This is a genomic window from Micrococcus sp. KRD128, assembly GCF_017168395.1.
In the GTDB taxonomy this organism is placed as follows: Bacteria; Actinomycetota; Actinomycetes; order Actinomycetales; family Micrococcaceae; genus Micrococcus; species Micrococcus luteus.
In genome coordinates, this window is sequence record NZ_JABFAX010000019.1 from 1 (window position 1) to 18,503 (window position 18,503).

The following is an 18,503-nucleotide window of genomic DNA, read 5'->3' on the forward strand; positions in this document are numbered from 1 at the left end:
GCCGGCATGGCCGACCTGGCCACCCTCCACGCCGTCGAGGCCACCGACCCGGCCGCCGTCGTGGAGCTCGCGCGCGAGCTGGGGGCCGACCTCGTCGTCGTCGGTCCCGAGGCTCCGCTCGCCGCCGTGATCGCCGTCGCCTGCGTCGAGGTCGAGACGGGCCGCCGTGCCCTGCGGGACCTCTCCGCCTGGCTCTCGCCCGAGGTCCTGGACAAGTTGACCCGTCGCATGGAGCTGCTGGGCGCCGTCGCGCCGACCGGGCCCGGTCGACGACCCGCCGCGGCCGTCCCGCCCCGGGCGTCCGCGTCCGCACCCCGCCCGGTGGGCGCCCGCGTGTGCGAGGTCGCACCCGGCCGGGTGGAGGCCAGTGCGACGGTGCTGTGGGAGGGCCGGGCCCGGGCCTTCGCACTCCGACTCGAGCGGCGGCTCAGCCGGTGGAAGGTGACGTCGGTCGAGATCGGCTGAGCCGGATCGTCCCGTCGGACTGACGATCGAGGGCCCGGAGACCAGGAGGTCTGCGGGCCCTCGTCCTGCGTCGTCGCGGGATGCCGGTCAGCCGCGGCGGCCGCGGCGCTCCGCCTGACGGCGGGAGCGGCGGTTCGTGCCCGCCGCGACCGTGGCGCCGGAGTCCGTGCCACTGCGGGTGACCGCACTCTGCCCGTCCTCGGACGGACCGGTGAAACGCAGCTGCGCCGGGCGCTGCGGGGCGTCGATGCCCTCCACCGAGATCTGCGGGGCCATCGTCACGGCGCGGGCGTCCTGGACGCCGGGCAGCGACGTCGGCGCGGGGGCCGCACTGATCTGCGCCTGGAACAGCGTGCGCACGGCGTCCTCGCGGATGGCGGCGAGCATGTTCTGGAACATCGTGTAGCCCTCGCGCTGGTACTCCACGAGGGGCTCGCGCTGGGCCATCGCGCGCAGCCCGATGCCCTCCTTGAGGTAGTCCATCTCGTAGAGATGCTCCTGCCAGCGGCGCCCGATGGTGGCGAGCACCACGCGACGCTCCGCCTCCCGCAGCGCCTCAGATCCCACCTGCGCCTCCCGGTCCTCGTACGCCAGGAGCGCATCGGAAACGAGTTCGCGCTTGAGGACCTCGGCCTTGAGCCGGCCCCGGCCGCCGACCTCGTCGAGGACGTCCTCTTGCGAGATGCCCACGGGGTAGAGCTCTGCCAGGTCCCGCCACAGCTGGTCGAGGTCCCAGTCGGTGGCCTGGCCCTCCTCGGTGGCCGCGTCCACGATGTTCCCGACGGCGTCCTCCACGAAGCGGCGCACCCGGTCCTGCAGGTCCTCCCCCTCGAGGATCGAACGGCGGTCCGTGTAGATGGCCTCGCGCTGGCGGTTCATCACGTCGTCGTACTTGAGCACGTTCTTGCGCTGCTCGGCGTTGCGCCCCTCGACCTGCGCCTGCGCGTTCTGGATCGCCTTCGAGACGAAGCCGAACTCGAGCGCCATGTCGTCCGGGATCGACGGGCTGTTCATGATCCGCTGGGCCACACCCGGGTTGAAGTTGCGCATGAGCTCGTCCGTGAGGGAGAGGTAGAACCGGGACTCGCCCGGGTCGCCCTGACGGCCGGAACGACCGCGCAGCTGGTTGTCGATACGGCGCGAGTCGTGGCGCTCGGTGCCCACCACGTACAGGCCGCCGGCCTCGATGACCGCGCGGTGCGCGTCCTCCACGGCGGCCTCGGCCTGCGCCAGCACCTCGGGCCAGCGGGCCTCGTACGCCTCCGGGTCCTCGGCGGCGTCGAGGCCCAGCTCCTGCATGCGGGCCACCGCCGTGAACTCGGCGTTGCCGCCGAGCATGATGTCGGTGCCGCGGCCGGCCATGTTGGTGGCCACGGTGACGGCGCCCGGGCGGCCGGCCTGCGCCACGATGGCGGCCTCGCGCGCGTGGTTCTTCGCGTTCAGGACCTCATGGCGGACGCCGCGCTTGGCCAGCAGCGTGGAGAGGTACTCGGACTTCTCCACCGAGGTGGTGCCCACCAGGACCGGCTGGCCCTTCGCGTGCCGCTCGGCGATGTCGTCGACGACGGCGTCGAACTTGACCTTCTCGTTCTTGTACACCACGTCGTTGCGGTCCACGCGCTGCCGCTCCCGGTTCGGCGGGATCACGACGACGCCGAGGCCGTAGGTGGACGTGAACTCGGCGGCCTCCGTCTCGGCGGTGCCCGTCATGCCGGCGAGCTTCTCGTAGCCGCGGAAGTAGTTCTGCAGGGTCACCGTGGCCAGCGTCTGGTTCTCGGGCTTGACCTCGACGCCCTCCTTGGCCTCGATGGCCTGGTGGAGCCCCTCGTTGTAGCGGCGTCCCTTGAGCACGCGGCCCGTGTGCTCGTCGACGATCTGCACCTCGCCGTCGAGGACCACGTAGTCCTTGTCCCGCTTGAACAGCTCCTTGGCCTTGACCGCGTTGTTCAGGAACTGGATGAGCGTGGTGTTCTGCGTCTCGTACAGGTTCGTGATGCCGAGGTGGTCCTCGACCTTCTCGATGCCGGGACCGAGGATGCCGACGGTGCGCTTCTTGTGGTCCACCTCGTAGTCCGTGTCCGCCTCGAGTCGGCGCACCAGCCGGGCGAACTCGCCGTACCACCGGTTGGCCTCGCCCTGGGCGGGGCCGGAGATGATCAGCGGGGTGCGGGCCTCGTCGATGAGGATCGAGTCCACCTCGTCGACGATCGCGTAGTGGTGTTCACGCTGCACGAGCTCGTCGAGGGACCAGGCCATGTTGTCCCGGAGGAAGTCGAAGCCGAACTCGTTGTTCGTGCCGTAGGTGATGTCCGCGGCGTACTGCTCGCGCCGTACGGCCGGGGTCTGGCCCGCCACGATGACGCCCGTCTGCATGCCGAGGAAGCGGAACACGCGGCCCATGAGGTCGGCCTGGTAGGAGGCGAGGAAGTCGTTGACCGTCACCACGTGCACGCCCCTGCCGGACAGCGCGTTGAGGTAGGCCGGAGCGGTGGCCACGAGGGTCTTGCCCTCGCCGGTCTTCATCTCCGCGATGTTGCCCTGGTGCAGCGCGATGCCGCCGAGCAGCTGGACGTCGTAGTGCCGCTGGCCGAGCGTGCGTCCCGCGGCCTCCCGGACCGCGGCGAACGCCTCCGGCAGGAGCAGGTCCAACGACTCGCCGTCCGCATGCCGGGCCCGGAGCGTGTCCGTCTCGGCACGCAGCTCCGCATCGCTGAGCGCCCGGAAGTCGTCCTCGAGGAGGTTCACGGCGTCCACCGTGGCCTGCATACGCTTGAGGACGCGGTTGTCCGAGATCTTCAGGACGCGGTCGATGATCGAAGGCACTGGTTCTCTGCTCCCTTGCGGTGTGGCCGGGGCGGGACGGGATGCCCCTCGCGCTCGGCCGTGGCGCGGTCTCCGGGACAGTGTACGGGCCGAGCCCGGACGGGCCGCGGCGCCCGTCCCGGAGGGGAAGGGCGCCGCGGCGTCAGCAGGTCGTGGTCGACGTCGGCGGGGCGGTCAGTCCTCCCGCGCCTGGTAGGCCCGCTCCCCCTCGGAGGCGGAGACGTGATCCTGCGGGAGGGACTCGTCCAGGCGGATCACGCCGTAGCTCCAGCCCCGACGACGGTAGACCACGGAGGGCACGCCGGTCTCGGCGTTCTGGAAGAGGAAGAAGTCATGACCCACCAACTCCATCGCGTCCACGGCCTCGTCCACGCTCATGGGGGTCGCGGGGAACGCCTTCTGGCGGATGCGCACCGGGGTGCCCACCTCGGGGGCGTCCTGCTCGGCGGCCTCCTCCGCGGCCAGCGCGGCACCCGACGGCGGCAGCGGCGGCACGAATCCGACCTCGCCCGCACCGCGGGAGGCGCCGAGCTTGCCGTGGCGGCGGTCCTTGCGGCGGTCGCGCATGCGCCGCAGGCGCTCGGTCAGTCGGGTGGCGGCCTGGTCGAAGGCTGCCAGCTTGTCGTCCGCGTCGGCCTCAGCCCGCACGACGTCCCGCGGGCCGCGGACCGTCAATTCCACGCGGACCGTCTCGTCCGAGTGCTTGTGGTGGGAGGCCTTCGTCACGCGGACCTCGAGCGTGTCGGCGCCCTCGGCGAGCGGCTGGAGGCGCTCGGTGCGCTCGACGACGTGGTCGCGGAAGCTCTCCGGGAGCCTGAGGTTGCGGGCGATGTAGCTGACATCCATGGTCATGGCGTCCTCCTGGTCCGACTCTCACGGGTCCGGCCTCGGGAGGGGAGGTGCGCCTCGGTGTCGCGTCCGCAGGGCGGCGGCGGGTCCGAGGGGGCGACCTCCTTCCAGCCGTCGGCAGGACGGGAACCGTAGGGGCGATTCCGTGCCGTTCACCCTACCCGGGGGCCTGGCCGGGGGCCAGGCTCGGCGGGATCCCGCGGCGGGGCCACGGCCGCGAGCACGACGGCCCCGACAGGGTGCCCGCCGGCGCGGCGCACCGCCTCCGCGAGCGCGGCGAGGGTGGCGCCGGTGGTGAGGACGTCGTCCACGAGCAGGACGGGCGCGCGGGCCGGCAGCCGTCCGGCGACGACGCGCCAGTCCCGGGCCCGCCGGCGGCGCTGGCCCGCCCCGGCGCCCGCATGGGACGGGCCGCCACCCCGGAGCGTGCTCGCGCGGGGCAGCAGCCGAGCGCGGACGGCGTCGGAGACCAGCCACGGCGCCGGCAGCGCCCGGGTGAGCTCGACGAGCGGGTCGTAGCCGCGCCGTCGGAATCCGACCGCGCCGCCCGGGACCGGGACGAGCAGGGCGTGCGGTGCCCCGGGCAGGTCCGGCTCGAGGCGCGCCGCGGCGACGGTCCGGCAGAGGGCCTCGCCCAGCACGCCGCGCAGGTGCAGCGCGTGATGGTCCTTGAACGCGAGCACGGCGGCCGCCAGCGGTTCTGCGTAGCGACCGGCCGCCATCACCGGCAGGGGAGCGCCGCCGGGGCCCAAGGGCAGGGCCGGGGCGTCCTGCTCCGCCCGGAAGGGCAGGGACAGGGCGGCGGTCAGTCCCTCCGCGCAGGCCGGGCAGAGCCGGTGGCCCGGCGCCGCGCACACCGCGCACTCGGCGGGCAGGACCAGGTCGGCCAGGGCCCGACCGAGGGCGCCGAACGCCGACGCCGGGGACGGGGAGGACGGCGGGGAAGGCATGCGATGAGTCCACCGCACGCCACCGCCGTCCGGGCGCCGGGGCGGGCCGCTGTGCGGGACGGGGCGGCTGTGCAGGAATGGACGACGGGCGCCCGGCGCGGGCCCGGCTCAGTCCGGGAACGAGAGGTCGCGCACCCCGCGGTCGAGCTCCTGCGCCCGCCACGAGGAGCCCACCAGCAGGAACACGAACTCCTCCGTCTCCGCGTAATAGGCGCCGTCGTCGCCGGCGGAGATCCCCCGCAGACCGCCCAGCGGGTTGAGCTCCCGGACGGTGCCGTCGATCGAGACGATCCGCGGCACCACGCGCTCCTCCGGCTTCTCGGCGTACGCCGAGACGAGCAGGTTCGTGTCGCCGGCCCACTCCACCGAGTCCTCCGGCCCGGAGGAGGGCAGCAGGATCGGCTCGGTCAGGGCGTTCGGCACCCCGTCCGAACCGCGCACGACGCCGGACACGCGCAGAGTGGTCCGCTGGCCGTCGTCGACGAGCATCGCGGCCCGGGCCCCGCTCCGGGACAACCGCAGGTCGACGATCCGCTCGCCGGGCCGCAGCCACGTGGCCGTCACGATGCGCTCCTGCCCGCCGGGCTGGGCCGAGACGGCGCGGATCCGCGAGGTCGTCCCCCGGTCGGCCGCCCACACCCAGCCCAGGAGGTCCAGCGACGGGACGGTGAGCCCGGTGCCGCGCAGCACCTCCCGCAGGGAGCCGTCCGTGCCGGCGACGTGGACCGCCGTCCGGTCACGGGTGACGAACGCGAAGCGGCTGCGGTCGCCGGACATCGTCGGGCGGACCGGATCGAGCGCGGTGACGTCCGGGGCGCCGCCCACCGGCGTGACGCTGGTCCCCTGCACGTAGACGAGTCCGCCCGTCGCCGTGTCGATGCCCACCTGGACCGAGCCGACGGCGGCGTCGGTCTGGACCGGGGCGGGGCCGTCGTCTCCCGACGTGGACAGCTGGGCGCCGGCGACGGTCACCTCGACCTCCTTGACCGACTGGAGGCCCGTCAGGGTCAGCTCCAGCTGCTCCCGCATGCGGTGCCGCCGGTCGGCGTCGGCCCCCTCGGCAGCCGCCTGGGTGAGGTCGACGTGGGCCACCCCGTCGTCGTCGACGGGCACCGTGGGCGCGGCCAGGTCGGTGCCGGTGCGCAGCGGGAAGGCCGTGTCCACCGCCCCGGCCAGATACGGTGCCGGCCCGCGCAGCAGCGCTCGCGTCACCGCGGTCACGGTGGTGCCCCGATTGACGAACCACCGCACGTCCGGCACGACGTAGCGCTTCGCGGTGTCGTAGAAGGCGAGCTCGTGCGGGGCGAACAGCTGTCCGAACTGCGCCTGGGAGAGCAGCGTGCCGTTCTCCGTGGACGTGATCCGCATGCCCTGCGGCCGTTCCTGCACCGTGACCGCCCAAGCCCGCGTGGTCCCCGGCGGCGCGATGGTCCGCAGGCCGTACTCGTCGATCTCCGAGTCGACCTCGACCTGGATCTGGTAGTGCCCGGCGCCGTCGCCCCGGGTGATGCGCGGCTCCGCCGAGTACACGAGAGTGCGCTGTCCGGGCGTCCACTGGGTGGCCGCTGGCCCGTCGAGGAACTCGCGCGCCACCGCGTAGTCGTCCTGCGGGCTCGTGCCCGCGAGCAGGAAGCCCCGGATGGCCTCCTCCGCTGTGTCCGACTCGGCCGGTCCCGGCGGATGGAACTGCGGCGCGTCGGCGGCCGCGGTGGCCCCGTCGACCGGGTCGGCGCTGCGCACCTCGGAGCTCTGGGGGATCTGGGTGCAGCCGCTGAGGGCGAGCACCAGGGCGACGATCACGCCGACGACGGCGACCCGCGGCGGGCGGGGCGGCTGCGGATCCACGGTGGTCATCGGGCCTCCTCTGCCCCGTTATCGCCGGTCCGGTCCCCGGCAGCCGACCCGTCGGCGGGAGGGACCACGCGCACCGGCCGGGTCGGCGCGGTCAGGGCCTGCTCGGCCTGGCGCGCGGACGGCGGGGCGGCCGCGGCCGCCGCGGCGACGTCCGTGATCGCGCCGGCGGCGTCGGCGTCCGCCTCCTGCGGGACGGGCCGGGACAGGTCATCGGCGTACCGGCGGTCCGCCGTGCTGTAGCGGGGCGGAATGGGCAGCACGGAGCGGCCGATCGGTTCGGGGGCCTCCGCGCCCTGCGCGGCCGGGCGCGGCGCCCGGGGCAGGGTCACCATGAAGGTGGACCCCTCCCCCAGCTCGCCCCACGCCTCGAGCCGGCCGCCGTGCAGCCGGGTGTCCTCGGTGGCGATCGCCAGACCCAGTCCGGACCCGCCGGTGGTGCGCTTGCGTGCGGGGTCGGCACGCCAGAACCGATCGAACACGCGCTGCACCTGCTCGGGGCTCATGCCGATGCCGTGGTCCACGACGGCGAACGTGACGGCCTCCTCGTCGGCCGCCACGAGCACGTCCACCGGCCGGCCCTCGGCGTGCTCGATCGCGTTGTTCACCAGGTTGCGCAGGATCCGTTCGATGCGCCGCGGGTCGACCCAGGCGACGTGGCCGTCGGCGCGGTCCCGGTCCATGGGCACCACGTACACGGGCACGCCGATCTGATCGGCCAACGGCTGAGAGGTGAGCACGACGTCGCGGGCCAGCTCGAGCATGTCCGTGGCCTCGAGGGCCGGGGTGGCGGCGCCGGCGTCGAACCGGGTGATCTCCAGCAGGTCCGCGAGCATGGCCTGGAAGCGATCCACCTGGTGGTAGAGCAGCTCGGTCGAGCGCCGATTGACCGGGTCGAAGTCCTCGCGCGAGCCGTACAGCACGTCGGCCGCCATCCGCACGGTCGTCAGCGGCGTGCGCAGCTCATGGGAGACGTCCGAGACGAACCGCTGCTGCATCTGGGACAGCTGGGCGAGCTGGCTGATCTGGTCCTGGATGCTGTCCGCCATCCGGTTGAAGGACGTGCCCAGGCGGGCCATCTCGTCCTCACCGTCGACCGGCATCCGCACGGCCAGGTTGCCGCTCGAGAGGGACTCGGCCGCCCGGGCCGCCTGCTGCACGGGCCGGGTCACCCGCCGCGAGACCCACCACGAGACCAGCACGTTGATCACCAGGAAGCCGACGCCGAACACCAGCAGCACACCGAGCACCGAGTCGAGCGAGCTCTGGACGTCGGCGAGGTCGTAGACGAGGTAGAGCCCGTAGGTGGCACCCGGGGGCAGCACCACCTGGGCGCCGAACACGAGGCCGGGCCGGGTGCCGCCGCCGGGGTACGGCAGCGCCACGCTCGCGTCGTACACGCCCGGCCCGGAGGCGACCGCGTCCTGCAGCTCCTGGGGGATCACCGCGGGATCGAGCCCGGCGGAGGAGATCGTCCCCACGTACGCGGACTCGGAGTCCGGCAGCGGGGCGAGGTGGTAGCGGCGGCGGATCGTGGTGCCCGAGTCCCCCTCGAGGGCACGCAGGGTCTGGGTCACCAGCACGTCCGTGCTCTGCGCGTCCGTGGCGGTGGTCTGCGCGAACGTCTCGCGCACCTGGCTCAGGCCACGGCGGGCCTCGGCCTGGACCTGCTCGTAGCGGGCCTCGAAGAGGGCCTGGGTGATCTGCTGCGTCAGGAACGCGGCGACCACGAGGCCCGCGAGGATCGAGAGCAGGGCCGCGAGCACCGCCGTGCGCAGCCGCAGTGACCGGCGCCACCGGCTGCGCAGCGCACGCCACGCGGGGCCGGGGACCCACGACCGTGCGCGGCCGGCGGCGGGCTCGACCGGCTCGGCGCCGGCCTCGGCCGCCGGGGCCGCGCTCACACCCGGGCCGGACACGGTCATGCCCTCAGCCCTGGCCGGCCTTGTACCCGACGCCGCGGACGGTCAGCACGACGCACGGGTTCTCGGGATCCGGCTCGACCTTGGAGCGCAGGCGCTGGACGTGGACGTTCACGAGCCGGGTGTCGGCCTGGTGCCGGTAGCCCCAGACCTCCTCCAGCAGCATCTCGCGGGTGAAGACGTGGCGCGGCCGCCGGGCGAGGGCCACGAGGAGGTCGAACTCCAGCGGGGTGAGGGCGATGCCGACCCCGCCGCGGGTGACCTGGTGGCCCGCCACGTCGATCTCGAGGTCCCCGATGTGCAGGACCTCCGCCGGCTTGGCCTCCCCCTCACGCAGGCGGGCCCGGACGCGGGCCACGAGCTCGGCCGGCTTGAACGGCTTGGGCACGTAGTCGTCGGCACCCGACTCGAGGCCGCGCACCACGTCCGCCGTGTCCGACTTGGCCGTGAGCATCACGATCGGCACGTCCGACTCGGATCGGATGAGCCTGCAGACCTCGATGCCGGGGAGCATGAGGTCCAGCAGCACGAGATCGGGGCGCTCGCGGTGGAACGCGGGCAGTGCGGAGGTGCCGTCCGCGGCGAACGCCGGCTCGAAGCCGTCATTGCGCAGGACGATGCCGATCATCTCGGCCAGCGCCTCGTCGTCGTCCACCACCAGGATCTTGGCCTTGCCCATCCTGACCTCCTCGTCAGCGCTCCCCCCGGCGCCGCGAGCGGGACCGGCCCCGGGCACAGGAAATTTTCAGGATCAGCCCGATGATACCCGCCGGGCGGGCCCGTCCACGGCGGACGACGCCGGAGGTCGCCCCGGTCCGTCGGGGCGCCGGCTCAGCTGCGCAGCTCGGCAAGCCGTGCGGCCAGCTCCTCCGCGTCCCGCCGCAGAGTGCGGAGCACGGCGGGGTCGTGCGACCCCGCCGCCGTGAGGCCGACGTCGCCCACCCGTCCGGGGTCCACCCCCAGCCGGTCCCACGTGCGGACGACGTCGACCGGGCGCACGCCCGGTGCGGGGGCCAGGGTCAGCCCGCGCCCGACGTCGGCCCAGCCGGCCGCCGCCTCCCACGCCTCGCGGGTGCCGGGCGAACCGTCCGCGCCGTCGTCGAGGGGGCCCACGCCCACCACGAGCGAGACCGGGGCCGGGGCGGGCGCGTCCGCAGCTGCGTCGGGCCTGGGCAGGGACTCGCCCGTCAACGCCGCCAGCGCGGCGGGTCCGGGCAGCTCGGCCCCCGGGGAGGCGGCGCGGCGGCCCGGCGCGAGCCACACCCGGGCGACGTCGGGCAGGGCGGTGAGCCCGTCGAGGGCGGCGCGCCACAGCCCGCGGGTCTCCTCGCGCGGCAGCGACCGGACGGTGCGGTACCCGCTCGCGGTGGGCAGGGTCCCGGCGAGGACGGCCGCCGCCCACGGCTCGTCGACGACGACACCGAGGCGGGCCGCCCCGGTGGCCCTTCGGAGGCGGGGCAGGGCGTCCTGCAGTCCCTCGAGATAGGACTCGGCGACGTCGCGGCGGGCGCCGTGGTCGCCGAGGACGCGCTCTCCCCCGGGCAGCCAGAGGCCGGCGAGCAGGCTGAGCGGGCCGCGCACCCGCACGGCCAGACGTTCGACGACGGCGCCCTCGGCCCCCGCGGTGTCCGCCCAGCGGTGTGCGTCCTCGCGCCAGAGGGAGACGGCGCGGCGTCGGTCACGGCCGGAGCCGGCGGCCCCGGGCGGGCTGACCCGCCAGCCGTGCGGCTGCAGGTCGACGGCCAGCTCCTGCAGAAGGGCGGCCGAGCGGCCGGTGGCGTCGGCGCCGGGTCCGCGATCGGGCAGCTCGGGGAGCACCGGCCAGTGGTCCGCGCCGAGCTCGCCGAGCGTGACGCGCTGCGCCTCGGCGACGTCGGTGCCGCGCCACGGCGTGCCGCCGAGGGCGACGGGGCCGGTGGCGCCGTCGTCGTGGGCGGTCTCAGTCATCCGCGTCCCCGGAGCGCGCCCCCGGCTCCGCCTCGGCGTCCGGCCGACCCTCGGCCGCCAGCGCGCGGTGGTGGCGGATGACCTCGGCGATGATGAAGTTCAGGAACTTCTCGGCGAACGCGGGCTCGAGGTCGGCCTCGAGCGCGAGCCGGTGCAGCCGCGCGATCTGGGCGGCCTCACGCCCGGGGTCCGAGGGCGGCAGGTCGTGCCGGGCCTTCAGCGCACCGACCCGCTGCGTGAACTTGAACCGCTCGGCCAGCAGGTAGACGAGCGAGGCGTCGATGTTGTCGATGCTGCCGCGGATCGCGAAGAGCTCGTCGAGGACCGCCGGGTCCGCGGTGCCGGGCAGCGAGCTGGCGTGGGGGTCGTAGTCCGGGCTCATGGCCGAAGCCTACGCATCCGCGGGGGCGGACAGCCGGGCATTGCGGGCGGTGTCGATGGTGGCCTGGCCGAGCACGCGGGTGCCCCGGTACAGGACGGCCGTCTGACCGGGAGCCACGCCGCGCAGGGGGCGCACCGGCTCGATCTCCCACCCCGGATGCCCCGCCGCGTCCGCGCGCTGGCGGGCGCGGGCCTCGACGATCTCGCCGTGGGCCCGGAACTGCAGCGCACAGTCGAACCAGGCACCCGTGCGGGCTTCGGGCACCGGGGCGCCGGCCCACGACGGACGGATGCCGGTGATGCGGTCGACGTCGAGCAGCTCACGCCCGCCGACGACCACGGTGTTCTCCTTCGGCCGCACCTCGAGCACGAACCGGGGCTTGCCGTCGGGCGCGGGACGGCCGATGGCCAGGCCCTTGCGCTGGCCGACCGTGAACGCCTGGGCGCCCGCGTGGGTGCCGAGCTCCTGTCCCTCCGCGTCCACGATGGGGCCGGGGGCCAGGTCGATGCGCTCGGCCAGCCAGCCGCGGGTGTCGCCGTCGGGGATGAAGCAGATGTCGTGGGAGTCCGGCTTCGCCGCCACGGACAGGCCGCGCTCGGCCGCCTCGGCGCGCACGAGCTCCTTGGACGGCGTGTCCGCGAGCGGGAAGAGGCAGTGGGCGAGCTGATCCGCGGTCAGCACGCCGAGCACGTAGGACTGGTCCTTCGCGTCGTCCGCGGCGCGGTGCAGCTCCAGCGAGCCGTCCGAACCGGGCCGCACGGCGGCGTAGTGGCCGGTGCAGACGGCGTCGAAGCCCAGCTCGAGGGCGCGCTCGAGCAGCGCCGCGAACTTGATGCGCTCGTTGCAGCGCATGCACGGGTTGGGCGTGCGGCCGGCCTCGTACTCGGCCACGAAGTCGTCCACGACGTCCTCCGCGAACCGCTCGGAGAAGTCCCACGTGTAGAAGGGGATGCCGAGCCGCTCACACGCGCGCCACGCGTCCGAGGCGTCCTCGATGGTGCAGCAGCCGCGTGAGCCGGTGCGCAGGGTGCCGGGCATGCGGGACAGGGCCAGGTGGACGCCGACGACGTCGTGCCCGGCGTCCACGGCACGCGCCGCGGCGACGGCGGAGTCGACTCCCCCGGACATGGCGGCCAGGACCTTCACGGGCGGACTCCTCTCTCGACGACGGACGGGCGGTCCAGTCTAGACGCCCGGCCCCAGCAGCGTCCGCAGCGCGTCGATGAGCGCAGCCGCCTCGGCCTGCGTCGTCGTCCGGCCGAGGGTGAACCGCTGGGTGGCCCGCGCGTCGGCCTCCGTCCGCCCCGGCAGGGCCGCGACCACGTGCGACGGCTCGGCCACCCCGGCGGTGCACGCCGACCCGGACGAGGTGTCCAGCCCGGCCATGTCGAAGGAGAACAGCAGCGCGTCCGCCGTCCGGCCCGGCACGGTGATGTGGACGTTGCCGGGCAGTCGGCGCGTCCCCGGCGGCAGCGGCTGCCCCGTCGCCGGGTCGAGGTCCCGCGGCCCGGTCAGGCGCACCCCGTCCAGGGCGTCGACGGCGGCGATCACCTCGTCCCGCAGCCCGCCCAGGCGGGCGGCCTCGGCGGGCTGCTCCGCGACGGCCTCCGCCACGGCGGCCGCGAGCGCGGCGGCCAGGGCCACCGAGACCGTGCCCGAGCGCAGGCGGCGTTCCTGGCCGCCGCCGTGCACCACGGCCTCCAGCGTGACGTCCCGGCGTACGAGCAGGGCGCCGACACCCACGGGGGCGCCGACCTTGTGCCCCGAGACGGCCAGGGTCGCGGCCCCGGACGCGGCGAAGTCCACGGGAACCGCCCCGAGGGCCTGGACGGCGTCGGTGTGCATCGGGACCCCGTGGTCGGCCGCGAGCCGGGCGGCCTCGGCCACGGGCTGGACCGTGCCGATCTCGTTGTTGGCCCACATCAGCGTGGCCAGGGCGGTCCGCTCGGGCGCGGTCGCCAGCGCGGCCCCCCATGCGGCGAGGTCGACCCGCCCGTCGTCGTCGACCGGGACGAGCACCGGCTCGGCGCCCTCGTGCGCGGCGAGCCAGTCCACCACGTCGAGGACCGCGTGGTGCTCGATGCCGGTCAGCACGATCCGGGTGCGCTCCGGCGCGGCCGCGCGGCGGGCCCGGTACAGCCCCTGGACGGCGAGGTTGTCCGCCTCGGTGCCCCCGGACGTGAGGATCACCTCGGTGGGGTGCGCCCCGAGCGCCGCGGCGATGCGCTCCCGCGCCTCCTCGAGGCACAGCTTGGCCCGGCGGCCCGAGGCGTGGAGGGAGGCCGGGTTGCCCGGCAGCGCGGCCGCCTCGGCCAGGGCCGCGAGCGCGGTGGGGCGCACCGTCGTGGTGGCGGCGTGGTCCAGGTGCACGCGGTCCGGGGTGGTCACGCTGCCAGTCTAGGAGCCGCGCCGGATGTGCCCCGGCTCAGTCCCGGGCGAGGAACCGCTCGACGTCGCGGGTCGGGCCGACCAGGAGGATCGTGTCCTCGGGCTCGAGGACGTAGTGACTCGGCGGGTAGAGCCACGTGCCGCGGCTGCGGACGGCGACCACGCGCATGCCCCGCTCCCCCGCGAGCCCGGTGGCTCGCAGGTCCCTGCCCAGCAGGCGCGACGGCGGCGTGGCCCGGACCATGGCCAGGCCCGGCTCGACCTCGACGAAGTCCTGGAAGGACGTGCTGACCAGGTGCGCCACGCGGCGGCCCATGTCCCGCTCCGGGTGGACCACGTGCTCCACGCCGAGCTGACGCAGGATCTCGCCGTGGCGGTCGTCGTTGGCCTTGGCCCAGAGCTGGTGCGTCCCGAACCGCCGCATCAGGGAGGCGGTGAGGATCGAGTCGGCGAGGTCGCCGCCGATGGCGACGACGACGTGGTCCATCTCGTGGACCGAGAGCTGGCGCATCGCCTCCTCGTCCGTGCTGTCCGCGCGGACGACGTGGGTCAGCCGGCCGTTGAGCGCCTGGACGGCCCCGGGATCGGCGTCGACCCCCAGCACGTGGCAGTCGGACTCCATGAGCTCGAGGGCGACCCCGGAGCCGAACCGGCCGAGCCCGAGGACGGCCACGGTGGGGCGGTCGCCCCGGCGGGGGGCGAACAGGGAACGGGTGAGATCAGCCAATGAGGGGCCTCTCCTTCGGGTACTCGAAGTGGCGGGTGCGGTCGGTCAGGGCCAGGCTGCCGGCGACGGTGGCGGGGCCGATGCGGCCGATGAACATGAGGAGCATCAGGATGCCCTGCGCGGCCGGCGGCAGCTGGGCGGTGATGCCGGTGGACAGCCCCACCGTGCCGAACGCGGACACGCACTCGAACAGGATCTGGTCGGTCGTGAACGAGGACAGGCCCATGATCGCCATCGTGGCGACGGCGGTCGCGGTCGCGGAGAGCATGATCACGGTGATCGCCTCGCGGTGCGTGGTCCGGGAGAGCCGGCGGCCGAACGCATGGACGGCGCCCTCCCCCCGGATCTCCGCGAGCACGATGAACAGCAGGACGCTGGCCGTCGTGATCTTCACGCCCGAGGCGGTGCCGGCGGGGCCGCCGCCGATGAACATGAGCACGTCGGTGCCGAAGAGCGTCACGGGACGCATCTGCCCGTAGTCCAGGGTGTTGAAGCCGGCGGTGCGGGTCGTGACGGACTGGAAGAACGCCGCGAGCACGCGCGAGGCCGGGTCCAGACCGCCCAGGGTCCGCGGGTTGGACCACTCGAGGACGAGGTACAGGAGCGTGCCGCCCACCAGCAGCACCGCGGTGCCCGCGAGCACGAGCCGGACCGTGAGGTTCCACCGCTCGGGTCGGCGCAGGTCTCGCCGCAGGGTCAGCACGACCGGCAGGCCCAGGCCGCCCAAGATGATCGCCGCCGCGATCGGCAGGCAGATGAACGGGTCCGAGACGAAGCCCATGAGGTTGTCGCTGAACAGCGCGAACCCGGCGTTGTTGAACGCGGAGACCGCGTGGAAGACCCCCTGCCACAGCGCCTGGCCCGGGGACATCCCCACGCCCAGCCAGAAGCGCAGGCTCAGCAGCAGCGCCACCGAGGCCTCGACGGCCGTGGAGTACAGGATCAGGGTCCGCAACACCCGCGGCACGTCCCCGATCCCCTCGGCCCGGGTGGAGGCCGCGGCGTCGAGGCGCTGGGTGAGGCCGAGCCGCCGGAGGATCACCAGCCCCAGCAGCGACGTGAACGTCATGACGCCCAGGCCCCCGAGCTTGATGAGCGCGAGGATCACGACCTGGCCCAGGGGTGTCCAGAACGTCTGGGTGTCCACGACGCCGAGGCCCGTCACCGTGGTGGCGCTGGTCGCCGTGAACGCGGCCTCCAGCGGGGTGGGCGCGCGGCCCTGATACGAGGCGGGCAGCAGCAGTGCGCCGGTGCCCGTCACGATGACGACGAGGAAGGACCCGACCACGAGCTGGGTCGGACGGATGCGGGGCCGGCGCGGGCCGACCCGCGGCGACGAGGTGGAAGCCACGGGAGGAAAACATAGTCCTCCCGGGGCGCACTGTCACCGTGCGGTGCCGGTGGTTGAATGGCCGGGTGCCGACCCCCTCCGTCCCCCTCGTCCACCCGGTGCACCGGTTCGCCCACCACGAGATCGACTTCCGCCGCCGGATCGTCACGATGGCCGTGGTCAACCGCACCCCGGACTCCTTCTACGACGACGGCACCGGCGCCGTCCTGGAGGACGCCCTCGCCCAGGCCCACGCCGCGGCGGACGCCGGAGCCGAGTGGGTCGACGTCGGCGGCGTGCCGTTCGCGCCCGGGGCGGAGCTCGACCCGGCCGAGGAGGCGGCGCGGGTGGTCCCCCTGATCGCGGCCCTGCGGAGTGGGGACGGAGCCGGGTCCTCCGAGGCGTCGCGCCGGTTGATCCTCTCGGCGGACACGTTCCAGCCGGCCGTGGCCGAGGCGGCCCTGGCCGCGGGGGCGGACGTCGTCAACGACACCACGGGACTGTTCCACGCGGACCTGGGCCGGGTGGTGGCCGCCGCGGGCGCGCACCTCGTGGTCACCCACTCCCTCGCCCACGTGCGCGGACCCCGGGCCGTGGTCCCCCGGCCGACCTACGGCGACGTCGTCACGGAGGTCCGTGACCACCTGCGGCGCACCGTCGACCGGGCCGTGGCGCTCGGCGTCCCGGAGGACAGGATCATCGTGGACCCCGGCCACGATCTGAACAAGAACACCCGGCACACCCTCGAGATCACGCGGCGGCTGGACGAGATCGCCGCCCTGGGGCTGCCCGTGCTGGCGGCGGTCTCGAACAAGGACTTCATCGGCGAGAGCCTGGACCGGCACCGGCACGAGCGCCTGCCCGGCTCGCTGGCCGCGGCCGCGGCCTGCGTGTACGGCGGCGCCCGGATCCTGCGTATGCACGACGCCGACGCCTCCGTCTCGGCGGCCCGCATGCTCGAGTGCGTGTTCGGGTGGCGTCAGCCGGCGCGCCTGGTCCACAACATGGGTCAGGAGAACCCGCCGCCGGATCGCAGCACCCTGACCGAACACCGCGCCCGCCACGGGGTGCGGGCATGAGACGGCTGACCGAGACCGGCCCCGGCCTGGACGACGACGCCCTCCGCGCCGCCCTCGCGGCCCCGACGGCCGAGGACACCGGCCCCGGAGCCTGGGTCCGCGTCGTGTTCATCGCCTCCGCCGACGGCGCGGCCACCCTGGACGGCCGTGCCGGCGGGCTCGGCTCCCCCGCGGACCAGCGGCTGCTCTCGCTGTCCCGGCACGACGCCGACGTCGTGCTCGTGGGGGCCGGGACCATCCGGGCCGAGGGCTACGAGGGAGCGCTGCTGTCCGAGGAGGACCGGCGTCGACGCGCGCAGGCCGGCGGGCCCGCGGACCCGCCCGTGGCCGTGGTCAGCGGCAGCCTGGACCTGGACCCGGAGTCCGCGTTCTTCACGGCCGCCCCGGTGCGCCCCTGGATCCTCACGTCCCGGGCCGCCCTCGCGGCCGAGCCGGAGCGGGCGACGGCGCTGGCCGCGCGCGCGGACGTGCTGGCGGTCGGCCAGGAGCACGTGGACTCCGAGACCATGGTGGCGACCCTGCACGCGCGCGGCGCCCGCGTCGTCCACTGCGAGGGCGGACCGCGCCTGTTCGGCAGCCTCGCAGCGGCCGGCCTCGTGGACGAGGTGCACCTCACCGTGGCGCCGCTGCTGGCCGGACCCGCCGCCAGCCGCGTCCTGACCGGTGAGGACGGCCCCGGCCTCCCCGCCCGGCTGCAGCTGGTCCAGGTGCTCCACGACGACGGCATGCTGTTCCTGCGCCTGCACCACGAGCGGCATGCCTCCCCCGGCCCGGACCCCACGCCGTGAGCGCGGCCGAGGAGCACCGCACCGCCTACGAGGTCCTCGGCGTGCCCCGCGACGCGACCGCCGAGGAGGTCCGGCGGGCCTACCGCCGCGCGGCCCGGGCCGCCCACCCCGACGTCGGTGGCGACCCCGCCGCCTTCCGGGCCGTGACGCGGGCGTGGGAGCTGCTCGGCGACGCCGAGGCCCGGCGCCGGTACGACCTCTCGCTGCCCGGCCCGGACGTCGGGGCCCGCGGCCCCCGCGCGCCGGGCGGGTCAGCGCGGGCGCGATCGTCGGGACGGCCCGGACCCGGCGGACGTGCCGACCGCCCCGTGCGCTACGAACCCCCGCCCGGCGAGGCGGAGGCGGACCCGACCGTGCTGGACCTGCCGCGATCGAGCCAACGCGTCCACGGGGCGCCGCGACCGCGCGGGATCCTGCCGGACGAGCACCGGGTGCTGCGGCAGGCCCGCACCCTCGACGTGCTGCTGCGCCACGTGGCGGACGCGCTCCCGGCCGCCCGGGTCCTGACGGGACTGCGGCTGGGCGGGCGCTGGGGACGGCACCTCGACGTGGACCACGCGGTGCTGTGCGGCCACCGCCTGGCGCTGATCGGCTCCGTCATGGTCCCGGAGGGGACCTACACCTGGGACGGGGCGGACCTGCGCTCCCGGGGCCGCCCCGTGGCCCCGCCGCTGCTCGGCCCCGCGATGATGGCGTGGCAGCAGGCCCTGCCCCAGGTCACCGTCGGCGGCTTCGTGCACGTGATGACGGACCGCGACGCGCGGCACGCACCCGTGATCCGCCACACGCGCGGCGCCGACGCGCCGGAGGCGCAGGCCGACCTGCTCACCGCCCCGCCCGCACCCGGGATCGCGTTCGCGCGCGAGATCGCGCTCTTCCTGGGCACCGGCACGGACCCGGACCTCGTGGACCGGCGCGCGCTCGGCGCGCTGGTCGACCGGCTCCACTGAGGCACGCCCCCGCCCGGCGGCGCCCCACTAGGCTGGGCGCGTGCCCGACTCC

Annotated in this window: 16 protein-coding genes and 1 pseudogene; 5 read left to right on the forward strand and 12 right to left on the reverse strand. The window is 75.0% G+C overall.

Translation table 11 applies throughout. The annotated features are described in order from the left end of the window. Positions 1 to 150 (forward strand): annotated as a pseudogene (locus tag J1M44_RS12040) (phosphoribosylamine--glycine ligase); the annotation flags it as partial. Then, positions 127 to 465 (forward strand): Rv3235 family protein, encoded by a 339-nt coding sequence (locus J1M44_RS11890; RefSeq protein ID WP_446724876.1) that lies wholly within the window; start codon positions 127 to 129, stop codon positions 463 to 465. The pseudogene J1M44_RS12040 and the gene J1M44_RS11890, both read left to right, overlap by 24 nt. Before the next feature lie 87 nt (positions 466 to 552). Here J1M44_RS11890 and secA read toward each other — a convergent pair whose 3' ends face one another. From secA to J1M44_RS09695, 12 genes are all read right to left on the reverse strand, one after another. Beyond that, the gene (gene secA / locus J1M44_RS09640; protein ID WP_002854868.1) at positions 553 to 3,288 is read right to left on the reverse strand and encodes a preprotein translocase subunit SecA; all 2,736 of its coding nucleotides are present in this window, start codon (positions 3,286 to 3,288) and stop codon (positions 553 to 555) included. Between the two features lie 174 nt (positions 3,289 to 3,462). Continuing rightward, positions 3,463 to 4,140, reverse strand: a complete 678-nt coding sequence (gene hpf / locus J1M44_RS09645; protein WP_002854870.1) for a ribosome hibernation-promoting factor, HPF/YfiA family — start codon at positions 4,138 to 4,140, stop codon at positions 3,463 to 3,465. 149 nt (positions 4,141 to 4,289) lie between these two features. Continuing rightward, positions 4,290 to 5,087 (reverse strand): ComF family protein, encoded by a 798-nt coding sequence (locus J1M44_RS09650; protein WP_002854872.1) that lies wholly within the window; start codon positions 5,085 to 5,087, stop codon positions 4,290 to 4,292. Positions 5,088 to 5,195: 108 nt separating this feature from the next. Next, positions 5,196 to 6,941, reverse strand: coding sequence for an LpqB family beta-propeller domain-containing protein (locus J1M44_RS09655; RefSeq protein ID WP_206480898.1), 1,746 nt, complete (start codon positions 6,939 to 6,941; stop codon positions 5,196 to 5,198). Next, on the reverse strand, positions 6,938 to 8,863 hold the full coding sequence (gene mtrB, locus J1M44_RS09660) for an MtrAB system histidine kinase MtrB (RefSeq protein WP_206480899.1): 1,926 nt from the start codon (positions 8,861 to 8,863) through the stop codon (positions 6,938 to 6,940). Before mtrB ends, J1M44_RS09655 begins: the two co-directional genes overlap by 4 nt. Before the next feature lie 4 nt (positions 8,864 to 8,867). Next, positions 8,868 to 9,539 (reverse strand): MtrAB system response regulator MtrA, encoded by a 672-nt coding sequence (mtrA, locus tag J1M44_RS09665; protein ID WP_206480900.1) that lies wholly within the window; start codon positions 9,537 to 9,539, stop codon positions 8,868 to 8,870. A gap of 152 nt (positions 9,540 to 9,691) precedes the next feature. After that, entirely contained in the window at positions 9,692 to 10,807 is a 1,116-nt protein-coding gene (locus tag J1M44_RS09670) for a hypothetical protein (protein ID WP_206480901.1), read from the reverse strand. Then, entirely contained in the window at positions 10,800 to 11,189 is a 390-nt protein-coding gene (locus tag J1M44_RS09675) for a chorismate mutase (RefSeq protein ID WP_041105225.1), read from the reverse strand. Before J1M44_RS09675 ends, J1M44_RS09670 begins: the two co-directional genes overlap by 8 nt. 9 nt (positions 11,190 to 11,198) lie before the next feature. After that, positions 11,199 to 12,335 (reverse strand): tRNA 2-thiouridine(34) synthase MnmA, encoded by a 1,137-nt coding sequence (mnmA, locus tag J1M44_RS09680; RefSeq protein ID WP_206480902.1) that lies wholly within the window; start codon positions 12,333 to 12,335, stop codon positions 11,199 to 11,201. 39 nt (positions 12,336 to 12,374) lie between these two features. Then, the gene (locus J1M44_RS09685; RefSeq protein WP_206480903.1) at positions 12,375 to 13,577 is read right to left on the reverse strand and encodes an aminotransferase class V-fold PLP-dependent enzyme; all 1,203 of its coding nucleotides are present in this window, start codon (positions 13,575 to 13,577) and stop codon (positions 12,375 to 12,377) included. 37 nt (positions 13,578 to 13,614) lie between these two features. Continuing rightward, a complete protein-coding gene (locus J1M44_RS09690; protein ID WP_002854886.1) occupies positions 13,615 to 14,304 on the reverse strand; it encodes a potassium channel family protein in 690 nt (229 codons plus the stop codon). Further along, positions 14,297 to 15,655 (reverse strand): potassium transporter TrkG, encoded by a 1,359-nt coding sequence (locus tag J1M44_RS09695; RefSeq protein WP_206480904.1) that lies wholly within the window; start codon positions 15,653 to 15,655, stop codon positions 14,297 to 14,299. The genes J1M44_RS09690 and J1M44_RS09695 overlap by 8 nt, the downstream gene beginning before the upstream one ends. 65 nt (positions 15,656 to 15,720) lie before the next feature. On the opposite strand from J1M44_RS09695, the gene folP reads away from it, so the two are divergent. The 3 genes from folP to J1M44_RS09710 are packed head-to-tail and all read left to right on the forward strand — an operon-like array spanning position 15,721 to position 18,451. After that, complete coding sequence (gene folP, locus J1M44_RS09700) at positions 15,721 to 16,713, forward strand: dihydropteroate synthase (RefSeq protein ID WP_206480905.1); 993 nt, start codon at positions 15,721 to 15,723, stop codon at positions 16,711 to 16,713. Further along, entirely contained in the window at positions 16,710 to 17,501 is a 792-nt protein-coding gene (locus J1M44_RS09705; protein ID WP_206480906.1) for a pyrimidine reductase family protein, read from the forward strand. Before folP ends, J1M44_RS09705 begins: the two co-directional genes overlap by 4 nt. Beyond that, positions 17,498 to 18,451 carry a J domain-containing protein gene (locus tag J1M44_RS09710; RefSeq protein ID WP_115166084.1) on the forward strand — a complete coding sequence of 318 codons (954 nt, stop codon included), beginning with the start codon at positions 17,498 to 17,500 and terminating at the stop codon, positions 18,449 to 18,451. The genes J1M44_RS09705 and J1M44_RS09710 overlap by 4 nt, the downstream gene beginning before the upstream one ends. The last annotated feature ends 52 nt before the right edge of the window (positions 18,452 to 18,503 follow it).

What these genes read in the sequence shown, in the direction of transcription:
- mtrA (WP_206480900.1), bottom strand. Translation starts at nt 9,539, where the DNA reads ATGGGCAAGGCCAAGATCCTGGTGGTGGACGACGACGAGGCGCTGGCC.
- J1M44_RS09705 (WP_206480906.1), top strand. Translation starts at nt 16,710, where the DNA reads ATGAGACGGCTGACCGAGACCGGCCCCGGCCTGGACGACGACGCCCTC.
- hpf (WP_002854870.1), bottom strand. Translation starts at nt 4,140, where the DNA reads ATGACCATGGATGTCAGCTACATCGCCCGCAACCTCAGGCTCCCGGAG.
- J1M44_RS09655 (WP_206480898.1), bottom strand. Translation starts at nt 6,941, where the DNA reads ATGACCACCGTGGATCCGCAGCCGCCCCGCCCGCCGCGGGTCGCCGTC.
- J1M44_RS09675 (WP_041105225.1), bottom strand. Translation starts at nt 11,189, where the DNA reads ATGAGCCCGGACTACGACCCCCACGCCAGCTCGCTGCCCGGCACCGCG.
- J1M44_RS09650 (WP_002854872.1), bottom strand. Translation starts at nt 5,087, where the DNA reads ATGCCTTCCCCGCCGTCCTCCCCGTCCCCGGCGTCGGCGTTCGGCGCC.
- J1M44_RS09670 (WP_206480901.1), bottom strand. Translation starts at nt 10,807, where the DNA reads ATGACTGAGACCGCCCACGACGACGGCGCCACCGGCCCCGTCGCCCTC.
- mtrB (WP_206480899.1), bottom strand. Translation starts at nt 8,863, where the DNA reads ATGACCGTGTCCGGCCCGGGTGTGAGCGCGGCCCCGGCGGCCGAGGCC.